Consider the following 16,453-nt stretch of genomic DNA (forward strand, 5'->3'; position numbering starts at 1 on the left):
CCCTTTTGCGGCCCGCCGGCCCCAAGGTGACCCGATCGTGACCCTTTCCCTCAAGGACCGGCTCGACGCCTCCGCCGCGGCCACCGAGGCCCGCCTGGCCCTCGCCCTCGCCGATGCCGCGCGGCCCGGCGAGCGGCTGCGACCCGAGCGGCTGATGGCCGCCATGCGCCACGGCGCGCTGGGCGGCGGCAAAAGGCTGCGGCCGTTCCTGGTGATGGAGAGCGCCGGCCTGTTCGGCATCCCGGCCGCACAGGCGGTGACGGCGGCCACCGCCATCGAGTGCATCCATTGCTATTCCCTGGTCCATGACGACCTGCCCGCCATGGACGACGACGATCTGCGCCGGGGCCGGCCGACCGTCCATCGGGCCTATGACGAGGCCACCGCCATCCTCGCCGGCGACGGCCTGCTCACCCTCGCCTTCGACCTGCTGGCGGGGGAGGATGCCCATCCCGATGCCGCCGTGCGCATCGCTTTGGTGCGGGCGCTGGCGCGGGCGGCGGGCATTGGCGGCATGGTCGGCGGGCAGATGCTGGACCTCGCCGCCGAAGGCCGCTTCTCCGGCGGCGCCCCCCTCGCGCTGGCCGAAGACGCCATCCGCGACCTCCAGGCCATGAAGACCGGCGCGCTGCTCGCCGTCTCGGTGGAGGCGGGCGCGCTGCTGGGTGGCGCCACGACGGCCGAGCGCGAGGCGCTGCTGGCCTATGGCCGGGCGCTGGGCGCCGCCTTCCAGATCGCCGACGACATCCTCGACGTGGAGGGCACCGCCGAGGAGGTGGGCAAGAAGGTGGGCAAGGACGCCGCCGCCGGCAAGGCGACCCTCGTCTCCCGCCTCGGCCTGCCCGCCGCCCGCGTGCTGCTCGACCGGCTGGTGGAGGATGCGGGCGCCGCCCTTGCCCCCTTCGGCGCGCGCGGCGCGGTGCTGGCCGAGGCCGCCCTGTTCGTGGCCAACCGGCGCAACTGAGTCTCATACCATCGGCCTTTTGTCTTCGACCGATGCCAAGTAGGTGACGCTCAAGGTGGGCGACGCTCAAAGTGGGTGACGCTCAAGCGCCGAGCGGGCTTGACCCATGGCCCGTGAGCAAAGCGCACGGGCCATGGGTATTGCCCCCCCGCGATCATATGACGGGCGCGCCCATCACGCCGGTTCAATCCGGGCCGATCCGGCCCTATGGTCGCGTCCGAGACGGACAAGGCCGGACCATCGTGATGAACCGCCGAAAACTGCTTGCTCGCGGGGCCGCGCTGGCCGCGGTGCCCCTTGCCGGCCCCTATGCCGCACTGGGGCAGGGGGCGGAATCCGACGTCATCATCATCGGCGCCGGTGCGGCCGGCATCGCCGCGGCCCGCCGGATCGCGGAGGCCGGGCGCAGCTATGCGCTGATCGAGGCCTCCGGCCGGGTGGGCGGGCGCGCCTTCACCGACACCACGATCTTCGGGGTCCCGTTCGATGTGGGCGCCCACTGGATCCACACCCCCAGCCTTCATCCCCTGTCCGCCTTCGGCCGGGCGGCGGGCCTCGACCTCTATGGCGCGCCCGACCACGGCCGGCTGTTCATGGACGGCGCCGAGGCGGGCGAGGGGGACCGCGCGGACTTCTTCGCCGCCGTGAAGCGGGGCGAGCGCGCCATCGTGGCCACCGGCGAGGCCGGGCGCGATGTCCCCGCCGGTCGGGTGCTGCCGCCCCTCGGCGCGTGGACGGACAGCGCCCGCTTCGCCCTGGGGCCGTTCTCCTGCGCCAAGGAGCTGGATCAGGTCTCCACCGTGGATTTTTCAAGGTCCGAGGAGAAGGACGAGGACGAATTCTGCCGCCAGGGCTTCGGCACCCTGGTGGCGAAGCTCGCCGCGCCGCTCAGCGTGCGCCTGGGCACCGCCGCCCGGACGGTGGACCTCGGCGGCCGCCTGGTGTCGGTCGCCACCGATCGCGGCACGCTCAAGGGCCGCGCGGTGATCATCGCGGTGCCGCCCAGCGTGATCGCGGCCGGGAAACTGCGCATCCTGCCGCGCCTGCCGGAGCGCTGCCGCACCGCCGTGGAGACCATCACGCTCGGCACCTACGACCACATCGCCTTCGAGCTGCCGGGCAACCCCGCCGGGCTGAAGGGGGACGAACTGGTCTACTTCAAGGTGGAGGGGCCAAGGGCCTATGGCCTCCTCGCCCGCATCAACGGCGGCAGCCTCCACAGCCTGGAGGTGGCCGGCACCATCGCCGACGACCTTGCCAACGGCCCGCCGGAGGCCGCGCGCGCCTTCCTCATGGAGGCGCTGACCCATGAGTTCGGCGCCCGCACGGCGGCGAAGGTGGGCAAGGTGCACGCCACCCGCTGGAGCCGGGAGCCTTGGGCGCTGGGCGCCTTCACCTGCGCCCTGCCCGGCTACGCCCACATGCGCCAGGCCTTCATGGAGATCGCCTCCGACCGCCTGGTCTTCGCGGGGGAGCACGCCCATGAAACCCTGTGGGGCTCCGTGGGCGGCGCCTGGCTCTCCGGCGAGCGGGCCGCCAGGCAGGCGCTGGGCGTGCTGGGGTAGAGCTGCGGGTCCGGCCGAGGGCCGGGACAAGCCGATGGAGCGGCGCCGACGCCCCTCCCCCGCGCGCGCGGGCTATGCTAGCGTCCGGCCCGTGACCCATCCGCGCCTTTCCCCCCTCACCCGCCGCGCCTTCATCGCCGGAGGCGCCGCGCTCGCCGCCCTCCCGGTGGGCGTCACCCGCGCGCTCGGCCAGCAGAGCGATGCGGATGTCATCATCATCGGCGCCGGGGCCGCCGGCATCTCCGCCGCACGCCGCATCGCCGAGGCCGGCCGCTCCTATGTGCTCATCGAGGCGGCGAACCGGGTGGGCGGGCGCACCGCCACCGACACCGCCCTGTTCGGCGTGCCCTTCGACCTGGGCGCCGCGCGGCTGAACATGCCGGCCGCCCGCCCCATGGCCGCCTATGGCCGGGCGGAAGGCCTCGACATCACCCGCGCACCCGAGGGCGCACGGCTCTATGTGAACGGGCGCGAGGCCCGCGACGCCGACTATGAGGCCTTCGTCGCCACGGTGCGCCGCGCCGAACGCGCCATCGGCGCCGCCGGCGATGCCGGGCGCGACATGCCCGCCGCCCGCGCCCTGCCGGACCTCGGCCCGTGGGGAGCCACCGCCCGCTTCGTGGTGGGGCCCATCGATTGCGCCAAGGAACTCGATCAGGTCTCCACGGTGGACTTCGCCCGCGCAGAGGAGCCTGAAGGCGAGGAGATCTGCCGCCAGGGCATCGGCACGCTGGTGGCCCAGCTGGCGCGGCCGCTGACGGTGCGGCTGGAGACCGTGGCCCGCAGCGTGGAACTGACCGGCCGCCTGGTCACCGTGCAGACCAGCAAGGGCACCCTGCAGGGACGTTCGGTCATCGTCGCCGTGCCGCCGAGCGTGATCGCCAGCGGCCGGCTGCGCATCCTGCCCAACCTCCAGCCGCGCTATCGCATGGCGGTGGAGAAGATCACGCTGGGCGCCTACGACCACATCGCCTTCCGCCTGCCGCGCAACCCGGCCGCCCTCGCCGCGGACGAAACCCTCTATTTCAAGGCGGACGGCCCGCGCGCCTACATGATGCGCGCCCGCATCGGCGGCAGCGACCTCTATACGCTGGACGTGGCCGGCGATACGGCGGTGGGCCTTGCCAACGCCGCGCCAGAGGCGGCGGCCGCCTTCGCGAAGGAGGCGCTGACGCGGGAGTTCGGCGCCGACGCCGCGGCACGGATGGGCAAGGTGCACGCCACCCGCTGGAGCAAGGAACCCTATGCGCTCGGCGCCTTCTCCTGCGCCCTGCCCGGCTACGGCAACATGCGCCGCGCCTTCATCGAGACCGTGGGCGGCCGCATGGTGTTCGCCGGCGAGCACGCCCACGAGACCTTGTGGGGCACCGTGGGCGGCGCCTGGCTCTCCGGCGAGCGGGCGGCCAGGCAGGTGCTGGGGCTGATCGGGGTGCGCTCGGGCTGAAGCGTCTTCCGTTCGGATCTTGCTGCCTGGAATCGCGTCAAAACAACGAGATAGAGCATATCATGTGAACGGGAGTTCACCGGATATGCATCCTAGGATGCCCTTCGGGCACCCGGCACAGCCACCCCTTCAATGGGAGCGGGCGAACATCTCGTTGAAGGAATAGCCCGCGCCGCGCACCGTCCGGATGGGGTCGGACTGGCGCCCGCGGTTGATGGCCTTGCGCAGGCGGCCCACGTGCACGTCCACGGTGCGCTCGTCGATATAGACGTCCTGGCCCCACACCCCGTCGAGCAATTGCTCTCGGGAGAAGACGCGGCCGGGGCTCTGCATCAGGAATTCCAGCAGGCGGAACTCGGTGGGGCCGAGATGGACCTCGCGCCCGGCGCGGTGGACCCGGTGGGTCTCCCGGTCCAGCTCGATGTCGCCGGCGCGCAGCAGGGTGGCCACATGCTCGGGCTTGGCCCGGCGCAGGAGCGCCCGCACCCGGGCGAGCAGCTCGGGCACCGAGAACGGCTTCACCACATAATCGTCGGCGCCGGTGGCAAGGCCGCGCACGCGCTCGGTCTCCTCGCCACGGGCGGTGAGCATGATGACGGGCAGGCGCTCGGTCTCCGGACGGGTGCGCAGGCGCCGGCACAGCTCGATGCCGGACAGGCCCGGCAACATCCAGTCGAGGATGACGAGATCGGGCACGCTCTCGCGCAGCCGCGTCTCGGCCTCGTCCCCGCGGCCGACGCTTTCCACGCCGTAGCCCTCCGACTCCAGATTGTAGCGGAGCAGAAGGGTCAGGGGCTCCTCATCCTCGACGATCAGAATATGCGCCGGCACTGTACATCACCCGTCTTGGCATCACCCGTCTTGACTGCTTCGGCCTGCCCGCGCCGGCCCAGGCGGGCCGAAGCAGGGCTGGGCCGGCCACTCAAGCCTGGGCGGAACGCCCCGGAAAAGCCAGAGTGGTCTCGCTGGAGGCATCCGCCTTGGGGCGGCTCTCCGGCAGGTTCTGGCCGGTGACCATGTAATAGACGATCTCCGCGACGTTGGTCGCGTGGTCACCGATGCGCTCGATGTTCTTCGCGCAGAACAGCAGGTGCGTGCACACGGAGATGTTGCGCGGATCCTCCATCATATAGGTGAGGAGTTCGCGGAACAGGGACGTGTACATGGTGTCGATGGCGCTGTCGCGGCCCCACACCTCAACCGCCTTCGCCTCGTTGCGGGCGGCGTAGGCGTCGAGCACCTCTTTCAGCTGCTCGAGCACGAGGTCGGAGATGTGCTCCACGCCCCGCACCAGCTTGGCCGGATGGTACTCACCCTCGATGGCCATGACGCGCTTGCCCACGTTCTTGGCAAGATCGCCGATCCGCTCCAGGTCGTTGGCGATGCGGATGGCCGACACGATCTCGCGCAGATCGTTGGCCACCGGCTGGCGCTTGGCGATGACGAGGATGGCGCGATCCTCGATCTCGCGCTGCATCTGGTCGACGGTGGTGTCGAGCAGCACGACCTTCTGGGCGAGGGCGCCGTCACGCTTGATGAGCGAACTCACCGAATCGGCGACCAGCCGCTCGGCCAGGCCGCCCATCTCCACCACCTTGCGTCCGATTTCCTTCAACTCCTGGTCGAAGGACGAAACGGTATGCTCCGGCATCGGAAAGATCCTTTTCAAGCATTTTCCAGCGAAGTGGGCATCGGCTCGCGTGACGAAAATGCACTAAAGCAAAGATAGGAAGCGGCGGTGTGATGGCCAGGCCCGCAACGCCGCTTGAGCCGTCAGCCGAAGCGGCCGGTGATGTAGTCGCGCGTCTTAATTTCCTTCGGATTGGTGAAGATCACGTCCGAAGGCGCCACCTCGATCAGCTCGCCGAGATAGAAGAAGGCGGTGATGTCGGCGCAGCGCGCGGCCTGCTGCATATTGTGCGTAACGATGACGATGGTGAAGTCCTGCTTCAGTTCGTCGATCAGGTCCTCGATCTTCGAGGTGGAAATGGGGTCCAGGGCCGAGGTGGGCTCGTCCAGCAGGATCACCTCGGGACGCACCGCGATGGTGCGGGCGATGCACAGGCGCTGCTGCTGGCCGCCGGACATGCCGAGCGCCGAGGTGTGCAGGCGGTCCTTGGTCTCGTCCCAGATGGCGGCCTTGCGCAGGCACCATTCCACGCGCTCGTCCATCTGCGCCTTCGTGAGCTTCTCGTGCAGCTTCACGCCGAAGGCGATGTTGTCATAGATGGTCATGGGGAACGGCGTGGGCTTCTGGAACACCATGCCGATGCGGGTGCGCACGATGGTGGAGTCCAGCTCCTTGCCCACGATGTTCACGCCATCGTACAGCACCGCGCCCTCGGCCCGCTGGCCGGGATAGAGGTCGTACATGCGGTTGAACACGCGCAGCAGGGTGGACTTGCCGCAGCCGGAGGGGCCGATCATGGCGGTCACCCGCTTTTCCGGCACATGGAAGTTGATGTTCCGCAGCGCGTGGTTGCTGCCGTAGTAGAACTGGAGGTTCTCCACCTTGATCTTGGCGGGCGCGGCCAGCGCGTCCGGACGGGCGGAGACCGACGAGGAGATGTTGAAGGTGGGGTCGACGGCTGAAGTCATTTTGGCCTCGCTTCGGAGGATGAATTCGGAAGGGTTCGGGTACGGCGCCGGGGGGCGCCGTTAGTGGCTCCGCGCCAGGAACAGGCGGGACGCCACGTTGAGCACGAGCACGCCCACGGTGATGAGGAGCGCGCCGGCCCAGGCGAGGGAGACCCAGTCGTCGAACGGGCTGCCGGCAAACTGGTAGATGGCGATGGGCAGGCTCGCCATGGGCTTCGACAGGTCGGTCGACAAAGCGTTGTTGCCGAGCGAGGTGAAGAGCAGCGGCGCGGTCTCGCCGGCCGCACGGGCGATGGCGAGCAGGATGCCGGTGACGATGCCGGCCCGCGCCGCGCGCCAGGTGATGAACATGACCACCTTCCACTGCGGCGCGCCGAGGGCGAAGGCGGCCTCGCGCAGGCCCACGGGAACGAGGTTCAGCATGTCCTCGGTGGTGCGCACGATCACCGGAATGACCAGGATGGCGAGCGCCAGCGACCCGGCCCAGCCGGAGAAGCCGCCGAACGGCACCACCAGCAGGGTGTAGATGAACAGGCCCACCAGGATGGAGGGGGCGGACAGCAGGATGTCGTTCACGAAACGGGCGGCGGCGCCGATCTTCGTGCCCTTGCCGTTCTCGGCCAGGAAGGTGCCGCAGAAAATGCCGATGGGGCCGCCGATGACCATGGCGATGCCGATCTGGATCAACGAGCCGACGATGGCGTTCAGCAGGCCACCCTGCTGGCCCGGCGGCTTGGTCACTTCCGTGAACACATTGAGGCCGAGGGCGGGCAGCCCGCGGGAGAGCAGGGTCCACAGGATCCAGCCCAGGAGGAAGATGGCCAGGACGGCAAAGGCCGTCGAGATCACCTTGACGGTGGTGTCCTTGGCGCGGCGCGCGGCGAGGGAGGCCATGATTGCCTGCTCCTTGGATCAGTCGAGCCGCGAGCGCACGAGCGCCCGGGACAGAGCCAGCACAATGAACGAGATGACGAACAGGATGAAGCCAAGCTGCAGCAGCGAGGTCAGCTTCAGCGACCCGATCGCCGCTTCAGGGAACTCGTTGGCGATGGTGGAGGCGATGGTGGCACCCGGCGCGAACAGGGAGGCCGACATGCGCGTCGCATTGCCGATGACGAAGGTGACCGCCATGGTCTCGCCCAGCGCGCGGCCAAGGCCGAGCATGATGGCGCCCACCATGGCTGTCTTGCCGTAGGGAACGGAGACGTTCTTGTACACCTCGAAGGTGGTGGCGCCGATGCCGTAGGCGGATTCCTTCAGCATGGGCGGGACGGATTCCAGCGTCTCCACGAACATGGCCGTGATGAAGGGCAGGATCATCACCGCGAGGATGAGGCCGGCGGTGAACATGCCGGAGCCGAGCGGCGGGCCGGCGAACAGGGCGCCGATGATCGGCAGGTTGCCGATAGTGTCGATCAGCGGCGGCTGCACATAGACGGCCATCAGCGGGACGATGACAAAGAAGCCCCACATGCCGTAGATGATGGAGGGCACGGCCGCGAGCAGCTGAACCGCGACGCCGATGGGCCGCTTCAGCGGCGGGGGGGCGATCTCGGTGAGGAAGAAGGCGATGCCGAAGGACAAAGGCAGGGCCACCACCACGGCGATGATGGCGCTGAACAGCGTGCCGTAGATCATCACCAGGGCGCCGAAATTCTCGGTCACCGGATTCCAGGCGGACGACCAGATGAAGTCGAGCCCGAAATGCTGCAGCGCCGGCAGGCCGCCCTGGAACAGCTCGGCAATGATCAGGCCGAGCAGGGCAAGAACGAAGATGCCGCTCGCCCACAAGAGGGCGACGAAGATCGGGTCCGAGATCCGGCCGGTCGCCTTCGCCTTGGTGATGGGCTGGACCGATCCAGACCCCATGCTCTCCACCGTCGCGTCCATTGGATGCCTGTCCCCCGCGCGCCGCAGCTGGCGGCCTGATCCGAAGCCAGGGCTGCACGCGCTGCCGCGCCGCCCGTCATCTGGGTGCCGCCCCGCCCGCCCCATGCGGCAGGACAGGCGCACCCTGTCGTGAAAGAAGCGCCGCCCCGGTGGGGCGGCGCCGGGTTATGCCGGGATCAGAGGACGGGCTTGCCGTCCGGACCCTTGATCTCGCTCTTGAAGGCTTCTTCCACCTGCTTCACCACCGCTGCGGGAAGCGGGATGTAGTGCAGTTCCTCGGCGACGGCAGCGCCGTCCTTGGTGTAGGCCCACTTGAAGAACTCCATGGTCGCGCGCGAGGCGTCCACGTTCTTCGGATCCTTCGGGAGAAGGATGTAGGTGGGGCTGACGATCGGCCACGCCTCGGGGGCCGGGGCATCGATCATGGAAGCGGCGAAGTCCTTGGCGCCCTTCCAGTCGGCGGAGGCGGCGGCGGCCTGGAAGCCGGCAACCTCGGGGCTGACGAACTTGCCGGCCTTGTTCTGCAGCTGGGTCACCACGAGCTTGTTCGCGGCGGCGTAGATGAACTCCACGTAGCCGAGGCCGCCCTTGGTGTTCTTCACGGTGCCGGTCACGCCCTCGTTACCCTTGGCGCCAGCGCCGAAAGGCCACTGGACCGAAGTGGCGGAGCCGACCTTGGACTTCCAGTCGGGGCTCACCGCCGAGAGGTAGGAGGTGAAGATGGAGGTCGTGCCCGAGGAGTCCGAACGGTACACCGGCACGATGGCCGAGGACGGCAGCTTCACGCCGGGGTTGATGTCGGCGATCGCCTTGTCGTCCCACTTGGTGATCTTGCCGAGATAGATGTCGGCGAGGATCGGGCCGGTGAGCTTGAGCTGGTTGGTGACGATACCGTCGAGATTGACGGTGGCGACCACCGAACCGATCACGGTCGGGAACTGGAGCAGGTTGTTGGCCGCCAGCTTCTCGCCGGGCACGGTGGCGTCGGAGGCGCCGAAATCGACCGTGCGGTTGATGATCTGGTTCTGTCCACCGCCGGAGCCGATGGACTGGTAGTTCAGCGTGTTACCGGTCTTCTCTTTGAACTTCGCACCCCAGGCCTGGTAGACGGGGGCCGGGAAGGACGCGCCAGCGCCGGTGAAGTCGACGGCTTGGGCGCTGCCAGCGAACAGCGTGCCTGCCACGGCGATCGCGCCGAGAGCGATGGTGAGCTTCACGGTAATTCTCCTTGCCAAATCCGTTGCCGTTCGAGGCCTGACGCCGGGGCAACATTGGGCTCGGGACTCTTAGCCCCGGTCGGCCAAGGTTCTATGACCACCGCGTGACATGGAGATGACATCTTAAGCGGCTGTCTGATCACTCTTTTTTTCCGGACCCGGCAAAGCGTCGAGCCGCACGCTGAAAGTTGCGCCCTGGCCCAGCACGCTGTCGATGCCGAGCCGGCCCCGATGGCGCGCCACGATGTGCTTGACGATGGCCAGCCCCAGCCCCGTACCCCCCTGGTCGCGGCTCGCCGCCACGTCCACCCGGTAGAAGCGCTCGGTGAGGCGGGGCAGGTGCTCGGGCGGGATGCCGGGACCGAAATCGCGGATGCTCACCACCGCCGTACCGTTCTCGCGGAACAGGCGGACCTCGATCCGCTTGCCGGGCGCGCCGTATTTCAGCGCGTTCTCCACCAGGTTCTCGAACAGGCGAATGAGCTCGTCCCGGTCGCCCAGCACCTCCAGCGGCGCGGCATCCTTCACCTGCTCCAGCGTCACGCCGCGATCCCTGGCGAGGGGGGAGAGGGTGTCGCACACATGGGCGAGAATGCCGGCGAGGTCCACCTTGGTCTGCGGCCGCACATGGGCGTTCAGCTCGATGCGCGACAGGGACAGGAGATCGTCGATGAGGCGCGACATGCGCCGCGCCTGCGCCGCCATGATGACGAGGAAGCGCTCGCGCGCCGGCGTGTCGTTGCGGGCCGGGCCCTGCAGGGTCTCGATGAAGCCGGACAGGGAGGCGAGCGGCGTGCGCAGCTCGTGGCTCGCATTGGCCACGAAGTCGGCCCGCATCTGCTCCACCCGCCGCTGCTGGGTCAGGTCGCGGAAGGTGAGCAGGACCGCGTCCGGCGCATCCGCCGCGCTGCTCCGGCCGCCGGAGCGGATGCCCGAGCGGATGCCCGACTGGGCTTCCAGGCGCAGCGGCACCACATGGGCCTCCAGCCAGCGATCAAGCGGAATGCGCTCGGCGAATTCCACGCGCCGTGGCAGGCCATCCTCGGCGGCGGCGCGCACGGCGTCCAGCACCTCGGGCACACGGACCACGAAGGACAGGGGATCGCCCACCCGGGTCGGCCCGATGGCGAGGGCGAAGCGTTCGTTGGCGGTGATGATCTCGCCGGCGGCCGAAAGCAGCAGGGCCGGTTCCGGCAGGGCGGCCACCACCGCCGCGGCCTGGGCGTCGCCGCGCAACGGAGGCGCCGGCAGGGGCGCCGCCGTCACCTCCGGCAGGGACGGGCTGGCCGGGGCCCGGGGCAGGCTGAACAGCAGGGCCACGAGCAGCGCGACCATGAGCGCGGCGAGCACCGGATCGAGCGCCTCAAACGCCACGCCCGCGGCGGCAGCAAGCGCCAGGGCGGCAATGAGGACGATGGCCCGCCGGCGCGGACCCCGGCTCTCGGTCGAACCGGCCGTGGGAGCACCCGCGGACACCGCGCTCGCCTCGACCCCATTCGGTTCAGGCGCCTGCGATCTGGCCGCGCGGGATTGCACCGCTCGCGGCTGTGCCCCTCGCACGTGAGCGTCAGCCGCCGCACCCCCCTGCCCGCTGGCGTGGTCGGGGTCGCCGTGCGGCGTCGCGGCGTGCTGGAAGTCCGTATCCCGCTCGGGTCCGGCCATCGCCATCCTCTTCGCGCCTCCCCGGGCGTCTGTCTTGGGCGTCTGTCTTGGGCGCCTTGCCGACGCCGGTCTTGCGAATCGCCCGCTTGGCTTGCGCAAATCTGGATGCTCGCGCCGCTCAACGAAGCCATTACGACAGCTTCTGCGCGTTCTTGCACAGATCCACAGTCGCCGCCCATGCCGGACGGCGCTGCAGGCCCACCGCCCCGCCGCCATGGGATGGCGCCATTTCAGCATTATCCTATTTCAAAGGCACGGGCACGGCGCCGGCTGGACGCCTTCCCCTTGGGAGAGCACCGCGAGTCAGTCTCTGCATTGAAACGGTTCCATTTGAGTCTAAACGGATCGCGCGGCGCCCACCATCTGCTATGACGAGGTTCAAGCGGAGGACCCGACCATGCGACAGCCCCCATCGTGCCGGGCACCGCGGCACGGCCCCCTTGCGGCCACCATTTGCCTGGTCAGCGTTCTGGCCGGGCCGCTGCTCGGCGCCGGAGTGGCATGCGCCGACCCGGTGCCGCTGCCGACGGTGGATTTCGCCCTGAGCGCCGATTTGCGCCGCGGCGGCAGCATGGATCTCGCCCACAGCCAGGGCAGGATGCGGGTGGAGATGGTGAAGCCCAACGTGCCCGGCAGCATCGTGGGCATCATCGACCTCAAGGCGCGCCGCATGGTGGTGCGGACCCCCAACCTGCCCAACATGGCGGTGGAGATCGAGCTGCCGCCCGAATATGCCCTCGGCATCCTCAACGGTACCGGCCTGCGGGTGGGAGAGGGCCAGGTCGCGGGCGAGCCCTGCGACCTGTGGAAGCTCGACGCTCCGCTCGGCGCCGCCGGTGGCGCGGCCATGGGTGCGTCGGTGGGGCCCACCACCGCCTGCATCACGCCGGACGGCATCGCCCTGCGCACCGAGGTGGAGGTGCAGGGCAAGAAGCAGACGGTGTTCGAGGCGCTCAAGCTCACCCGCGCGCCGCAGGACCCCAAGCTGTTCCAGCTGCCAGCGGGGGTGCAGGTGATCAAGGTGCCGAAGGGCAAGATCGGCTCCGCCCTGGGCCTGCCCGGCCTCGGCGCGCCGCTGCTCGACCTCGCGCCCAAACCCTGAGCCCCGCGCCTGATGCTGGAAGCCGCGCCCGTGGCGCCGGCCGGTCAGCCGAAGGTGAGGGCCACGGGCACGTGGTCGGAGGGCTTTTCCCAGCCGCGCGCGTCCTTCAGCACCGTCATGGCCCGCGCGGATGGCGCCAGGCTCTGGCTGGCCCAGACATGGTCAAGCCTGCGGCCGCGATCGTTGGCGGTATAGTCGGGCGAACGGTAGCTCCACCACGTGAACAGCTTGTCCCGGGGCGGCACGATGGTGCGCATCACGTCCACCCACGGACCGGAGGCCTGGAAGCGGTTCAGCTTCTCGACTTCCACCGGGGTATGGCTGACCACGTTGAGGAGCTGCTTGTGGCCCCACACGTCGGTCTCGAGCGGGGCGATGTTGAGGTCGCCCACCACCACCGCGTGGCGCCCGGCGTCCGCCGCGGCGGCGGCGAGCGGCGGCCATGCCGTCACCTCGTCGAGAAAGGCGAGCTTGTGGGCGAACTTGGGGTTCAGCTCCGGGTCCGGAATGTCGCCGCCGGCGGGGACGTAGAAATTATGGACCGTCAGCGGCTTGCCCAGTGCATCCGCGCCGGCGAGGGTCACCGCCACGTGGCGCGCATCGCCCTTGGCGCAGAAATCGCCCTTCTCCACCGAGACAAACGGCCGGCGCGAAAGGGTCGCGACCCCGTGCCAGCCCTTCTGCCCGTTGAGGGCGATGTGGGGAAAGCCCATGTCGCGGATGGCGTTCAGGGGAAATTTGTCGTCCTGGCACTTGGTTTCCTGGAGGCACAGGACGTCGGGCCGCAATGTCTCCACCGCCGCACGGACGATGTCGAGGCGGATGCGGACGGAATTGATGTTCCAGGTGCAGATGGTGAGGGGCAAGGCAATTGCGGACTGAAAAGGAAAGATGCCGCGAGCCTTACACCCCTGCGCTGCCGGCAGGCAAGCCACGCGTGGCGCAGGACCGATGCGGCCAAGTCGACCGAAGCTCGTCGACCGAAGCTCGGCGCCCGAAGCTCTTCGCACGAAACGACCAGGTCACGCGCTCAAAGGCGTGGCGCACTTGGACCCAGGGACACCTCAGACTTGGGGGATACTTCGGACTTGGGGCACGCGAGACGAGGAGGCACGCGAACTTGGGGCACGCGAAGCGGCGCTACCGCTTGCGGATGGGAACCGGCAAGCCAGGCGACAGGAACGCCATTTCAGAAGCCCCCTTGCGGAAGAGCCATGCCCGGAGCCGCACGCCACTTAGCCGCAAGCTGGTTCAGGACGCGACGGCAACCGGGCGCCGGGGAGCGGGCGCGCTCAGCGGCGGTCGCCCTCTTCCTGGATGAGAGCCTCGGTGGCGGCAATGGCGCCTTCCAGCTCGGAAATCTTGCGCAGCATGCCGTCGGAAGGAAGGGCGGTGCTCTTAGCTGCGGTCAGTACCAGGTCTCGTTGAGCCGCCTTGAGTCGATCGAGCAGACTCGAAAGGTCGGCCTCTGCCTGTTGCGCCATTTTGGTCTTGAACTCCACAAATGCCAAAAGACAGGCGAAGCGGGAAGCCTCGCCCGTTCGGTTGATCCAATCCCGCCGCCCCGGAGGGACGGCGGGAGGATGAATGATCAGTCGGCGAGCTCGATGCCGCGGGCTTCAGGACCCTTGGGACCCTGGCCAACCTGCACCACCACGCGCTGGCCTTCGGCCAGGTCGGTGAGGCCGGAACGCGAGATGACGGTGACGTGCACGAACACGTCCTTGCCGCCGCCTTCCACCGCGATGAAGCCGAAGCCCTTGTCGGGGTTGTACCACTTCACGGTACCGACGCGCTCTTCGGTGGGGCCGGTGGCCGCACGGGGACCGCCACCGGCGCCGCCAGCGCGGGGGGCGCCGCCGAAGCCGCCGCCAGCGCCGGGACCGGCGCCAAAGCTGCGACGCGCAGGCGCGGCCTCGGCCGTGGAGGTGTCAACCTCCAGGACCTCGGTCACCTGGCGGCCCTTCTGGCCCTGGCCGACGCGGACCGAGAGCTTGGAGCCGGGAGGCACGCTTTCCTGCCCGGCCGCCTCGAGGGCGCGCGCATGAAGGAACACGTCACCCGAGCCATCGGCGAGCTCGACAAAGCCGAAGCCCTTCTCGGGGTTGAACCACTTGACGGTGGCATCGATCGGCGGGCCGGAAGGGGCGGGTGCGCTGAAGCTGCTGCTGCTGCTGGGCGAAGAAAACGGACGGTCCCCTCCGAAGCCGCGATCACGCGGCGGCGCAAAGTCGTCATCAAAGCCACGGCGGCGCGGCTCTCGGAAGTCTCGGTTACGGCTCATGTGTATTTCCGTTGAGGTCAGTCGCCAATTTTGGCTTAGGGCCATCCACCACTGCCGGATGAAATGCGTTTCTCGTGCTTTAACTTGCACGTTCCGGGCGTCTTGAAATCCGCCTTCGCACAACGCTCAATCCAGCCACCCGCGTCTCGCCTCGCAGCCTAATGGACAGGCCGGAAACAGGACCCATGACAATGGGCGCACTCCTCCGGCCAACAAACAGACTAACACATCTGCCTCGCTTTGGTACATGAATGTTGGGCCACAAGGCTCCATCTGTGGAGCGGGGCGGCGCGGACCCTGAACCCGCGGCGGGCCGGCGGCGGCGTTTGCCTGGAAAAGGGAGCTTGACCGCACGTCGTTCCGCTCCGTCCGGAGCGTGGAACAACTCCATTTCTATTGTCGAACCCCTGTGTTCTTCTCCACCTGCCGCGCCCGGCGGCCGGGTTTCTCGCGCAACTGCCGGGCCTGCGTCTAAACTCCATCCACGAGAACGCATGATCCGATCGGATTGCACCTGATCGGCGTGCTCTGCCCCCGACAGGACTCCCCCCACAGGACCCGCCATGACGCAATCGGTTCCCCGCCACCATCACCAGACCGCCGCCACCGCCGCGGCACCGCTCGCGCCCATCGCGGTCGCACCCTCGCCGGAGACGCTGGCGCTGCTGGAGACGCGCCGCTCCCTGCCCCTGCGTGCGCTGGTGGAACCGGGCCCCGACGGCGCCGAACTCGACCGCATGCTCGCCATCGCCGCCCGGGTGCCGGACCATGGCCGGCTGGTGCCGTGGCGCTTCATCGTGCTCGAAGGGGCGGCGCGCGCCGTCGCCGGCGATCGGCTGGACGCGCTCTATGCCGCGCAGAACCCCGGCCTCGCGCCCGAAAAGGCGCAGATGTGGCGGGACTATCTGCTGCGCGCACCGGTGACGGTGGTCGTGGTGAGCCGGACCGACCCGGCGGCAAAAATTCCGGAATTCAATCAGCTGCTGTCCGCGGGCGCCGCTGCAATGAACCTTGTCATCGCAGCTTCAGCCATGGGCTTTTCCGCCCTGTGGCTGCTGAAATGGCCCGGCCGCGATGCGGATGCCGCAGCCCTGCTGGGCGTCGCCGGGACGGAAAAGGTGGCCGGCTTCATCCATTTGGGCCGGCCGGCGGCGCTGGCCGAGGACCGGCCCCGCCCGCACCTCGACGACGTGGTGACGCGCTGGCGGCCCGAGCCTTGAGGGCCTCAGACGGTGAGCGACGCCTCCACGCGCACGGCGCGACGGAAATAGACGATGCTGACATAGACGGCGACCACGGCGAACAGGCCCATCAGGACGTATTCGCCCACATCGCCCAGGTTGAGCAGGCCCGCCAGCGCCCAGCCGGCGGCGATGGCCGTGGCGAAGGCCTCGGTGGCGACGAGGGCTGTCGCGCTCAAGACCGTGAAGAGATGGCCGCCGCGCCCTGCACCCGCCACGTTGGAACCCGCCACGTTGGAACCCGCCTCCTGCGAACCTGCCATTGTCATCTCCCGCGGCTTCGGCCTCGGCCTGCCGCTGCATATACCTCTGGCTCAAAGTTCCTCAGGTCCGTGATACCTAAGCTCTTGAGCCTTGTTCGCCCGCCGCCCCGCGGTGCCTGAACCACACCCGCCCGGTGCCCGCCAAAGCCCGGACCCATGGTCCTGAACGGGTCGGGAAACTGCGACGCGCGCGCCGCCGGGTCAAGTCCGCCCCGCCGGCCCG

The 16,453-nt window shown here is 69.1% G+C and carries 16 protein-coding genes; 5 read left to right on the top strand and 11 right to left on the bottom strand.

Translation table 11 applies throughout. From position 1 onward, the window contains the following. The first annotated feature begins 37 nt into the window (after positions 1 to 37). The 3 genes from K9U41_RS07820 (at position 38) to K9U41_RS07830 (ending at position 3,973) form a co-directional block, all read left to right on the top strand. Positions 38 to 964, top strand: a complete 927-nt coding sequence (locus K9U41_RS07820; protein WP_282640287.1) for a polyprenyl synthetase family protein — start codon at positions 38 to 40, stop codon at positions 962 to 964. A 245-nt stretch (positions 965 to 1,209) separates the two neighbouring features. Beyond that, entirely contained in the window at positions 1,210 to 2,529 is a 1,320-nt protein-coding gene (locus tag K9U41_RS07825) for a flavin monoamine oxidase family protein (protein ID WP_282640288.1), read from the top strand. A gap of 91 nt (positions 2,530 to 2,620) precedes the next feature. Then, positions 2,621 to 3,973 (top strand): flavin monoamine oxidase family protein, encoded by a 1,353-nt coding sequence (locus K9U41_RS07830; RefSeq protein ID WP_282640289.1) that lies wholly within the window; start codon positions 2,621 to 2,623, stop codon positions 3,971 to 3,973. 129 nt (positions 3,974 to 4,102) lie between these two features. Here K9U41_RS07830 and phoB read toward each other — a convergent pair whose 3' ends face one another. The 7 genes from phoB to K9U41_RS07865 all read right to left on the bottom strand — a co-directional run bounded on the left by phoB (position 4,103) and on the right by K9U41_RS07865 (position 11,346). Continuing rightward, positions 4,103 to 4,804, bottom strand: a complete 702-nt coding sequence (phoB, locus tag K9U41_RS07835; protein WP_011995880.1) for a phosphate regulon transcriptional regulator PhoB — start codon at positions 4,802 to 4,804, stop codon at positions 4,103 to 4,105. 91 nt (positions 4,805 to 4,895) lie between these two features. Further along, positions 4,896 to 5,624 carry a phosphate signaling complex protein PhoU gene (gene phoU, locus K9U41_RS07840; RefSeq protein ID WP_138400320.1) on the bottom strand — a complete coding sequence of 243 codons (729 nt, stop codon included), beginning with the start codon at positions 5,622 to 5,624 and terminating at the stop codon, positions 4,896 to 4,898. 122 nt (positions 5,625 to 5,746) lie between these two features. Then, on the bottom strand, positions 5,747 to 6,571 hold the full coding sequence (gene pstB, locus K9U41_RS07845) for a phosphate ABC transporter ATP-binding protein PstB (RefSeq protein WP_282640290.1): 825 nt from the start codon (positions 6,569 to 6,571) through the stop codon (positions 5,747 to 5,749). A 60-nt stretch (positions 6,572 to 6,631) separates the two neighbouring features. Further along, entirely contained in the window at positions 6,632 to 7,465 is an 834-nt protein-coding gene (pstA, locus tag K9U41_RS07850; RefSeq protein ID WP_282640291.1) for a phosphate ABC transporter permease PstA, read from the bottom strand. Positions 7,466 to 7,483: 18 nt separating this feature from the next. After that, on the bottom strand, positions 7,484 to 8,461 hold the full coding sequence (pstC, locus tag K9U41_RS07855) for a phosphate ABC transporter permease subunit PstC (RefSeq protein ID WP_282640292.1): 978 nt from the start codon (positions 8,459 to 8,461) through the stop codon (positions 7,484 to 7,486). A 176-nt stretch (positions 8,462 to 8,637) separates the two neighbouring features. Beyond that, positions 8,638 to 9,678 (bottom strand): phosphate ABC transporter substrate-binding protein PstS, encoded by a 1,041-nt coding sequence (pstS, locus tag K9U41_RS07860; protein ID WP_282640293.1) that lies wholly within the window; start codon positions 9,676 to 9,678, stop codon positions 8,638 to 8,640. Between the two features lie 123 nt (positions 9,679 to 9,801). Further along, on the bottom strand, positions 9,802 to 11,346 hold the full coding sequence (locus K9U41_RS07865; RefSeq protein ID WP_432715753.1) for an ATP-binding protein: 1,545 nt from the start codon (positions 11,344 to 11,346) through the stop codon (positions 9,802 to 9,804). Between the two features lie 391 nt (positions 11,347 to 11,737). Between K9U41_RS07865 and K9U41_RS07870 the strand changes: the two genes are divergently transcribed. Then, positions 11,738 to 12,442: a hypothetical protein gene (locus K9U41_RS07870; protein WP_282640295.1), complete on the top strand. Its 705-nt coding sequence runs from the start codon at positions 11,738 to 11,740 to the stop codon at positions 12,440 to 12,442. Between the two features lie 44 nt (positions 12,443 to 12,486). Here K9U41_RS07870 and K9U41_RS07875 read toward each other — a convergent pair whose 3' ends face one another. From K9U41_RS07875 to K9U41_RS07885, 3 genes are all read right to left on the bottom strand, one after another. Beyond that, positions 12,487 to 13,308, bottom strand: a complete 822-nt coding sequence (locus K9U41_RS07875) for an exodeoxyribonuclease III (protein WP_282640296.1) — start codon at positions 13,306 to 13,308, stop codon at positions 12,487 to 12,489. Between the two features lie 426 nt (positions 13,309 to 13,734). Then, a complete protein-coding gene (locus K9U41_RS07880; RefSeq protein WP_041575010.1) occupies positions 13,735 to 13,926 on the bottom strand; it encodes a hypothetical protein in 192 nt (63 codons plus the stop codon). Positions 13,927 to 14,033: 107 nt separating this feature from the next. Beyond that, on the bottom strand, positions 14,034 to 14,726 hold the full coding sequence (locus K9U41_RS07885; RefSeq protein WP_282640316.1) for a cold-shock protein: 693 nt from the start codon (positions 14,724 to 14,726) through the stop codon (positions 14,034 to 14,036). Positions 14,727 to 15,289: 563 nt separating this feature from the next. Between K9U41_RS07885 and K9U41_RS07890 the strand changes: the two genes are divergently transcribed. Further along, entirely contained in the window at positions 15,290 to 15,946 is a 657-nt protein-coding gene (locus K9U41_RS07890; RefSeq protein WP_282640297.1) for a nitroreductase family protein, read from the top strand. 5 nt (positions 15,947 to 15,951) lie between these two features. Here the strand turns inward: K9U41_RS07890 and K9U41_RS07895 are convergent, their stop codons facing one another. Further along, positions 15,952 to 16,230, bottom strand: a complete 279-nt coding sequence (locus tag K9U41_RS07895) for a hypothetical protein (protein ID WP_349237837.1) — start codon at positions 16,228 to 16,230, stop codon at positions 15,952 to 15,954. Between the last annotated feature and the right edge of the window lie 223 nt (positions 16,231 to 16,453).

This window comes from Xanthobacter autotrophicus, from assembly GCF_029991245.1.
Classification (GTDB): domain Bacteria; phylum Pseudomonadota; class Alphaproteobacteria; order Rhizobiales; family Xanthobacteraceae; genus Xanthobacter; species Xanthobacter autotrophicus_C.

Excerpts from the sequence above, each read along its gene's own strand:
- K9U41_RS07885 (WP_282640316.1), bottom strand. The coding sequence starts at position 14,726 with ATGAGCCGTAACCGAGACTTCCGAGAGCCGCGCCGCCGTGGCTTTGAT.
- phoU (WP_138400320.1), bottom strand. The coding sequence starts at position 5,624 with ATGCCGGAGCATACCGTTTCGTCCTTCGACCAGGAGTTGAAGGAAATC.
- K9U41_RS07865 (WP_432715753.1), bottom strand. The coding sequence starts at position 11,346 with ATGGCGATGGCCGGACCCGAGCGGGATACGGACTTCCAGCACGCCGCG.
- K9U41_RS07895 (WP_349237837.1), bottom strand. The coding sequence starts at position 16,230 with ATGGCAGGTTCGCAGGAGGCGGGTTCCAACGTGGCGGGTTCCAACGTG.
- pstA (WP_282640291.1), bottom strand. The coding sequence starts at position 7,465 with ATGGCCTCCCTCGCCGCGCGCCGCGCCAAGGACACCACCGTCAAGGTG.
- K9U41_RS07825 (WP_282640288.1), top strand. The coding sequence starts at position 1,210 with ATGAACCGCCGAAAACTGCTTGCTCGCGGGGCCGCGCTGGCCGCGGTG.
- pstB (WP_282640290.1), bottom strand. The coding sequence starts at position 6,571 with ATGACTTCAGCCGTCGACCCCACCTTCAACATCTCCTCGTCGGTCTCC.
- K9U41_RS07890 (WP_282640297.1), top strand. The coding sequence starts at position 15,290 with ATGACGCAATCGGTTCCCCGCCACCATCACCAGACCGCCGCCACCGCC.
- pstC (WP_282640292.1), bottom strand. The coding sequence starts at position 8,461 with ATGGACGCGACGGTGGAGAGCATGGGGTCTGGATCGGTCCAGCCCATC.
- K9U41_RS07870 (WP_282640295.1), top strand. The coding sequence starts at position 11,738 with ATGCGACAGCCCCCATCGTGCCGGGCACCGCGGCACGGCCCCCTTGCG.
- K9U41_RS07880 (WP_041575010.1), bottom strand. The coding sequence starts at position 13,926 with ATGGCGCAACAGGCAGAGGCCGACCTTTCGAGTCTGCTCGATCGACTC.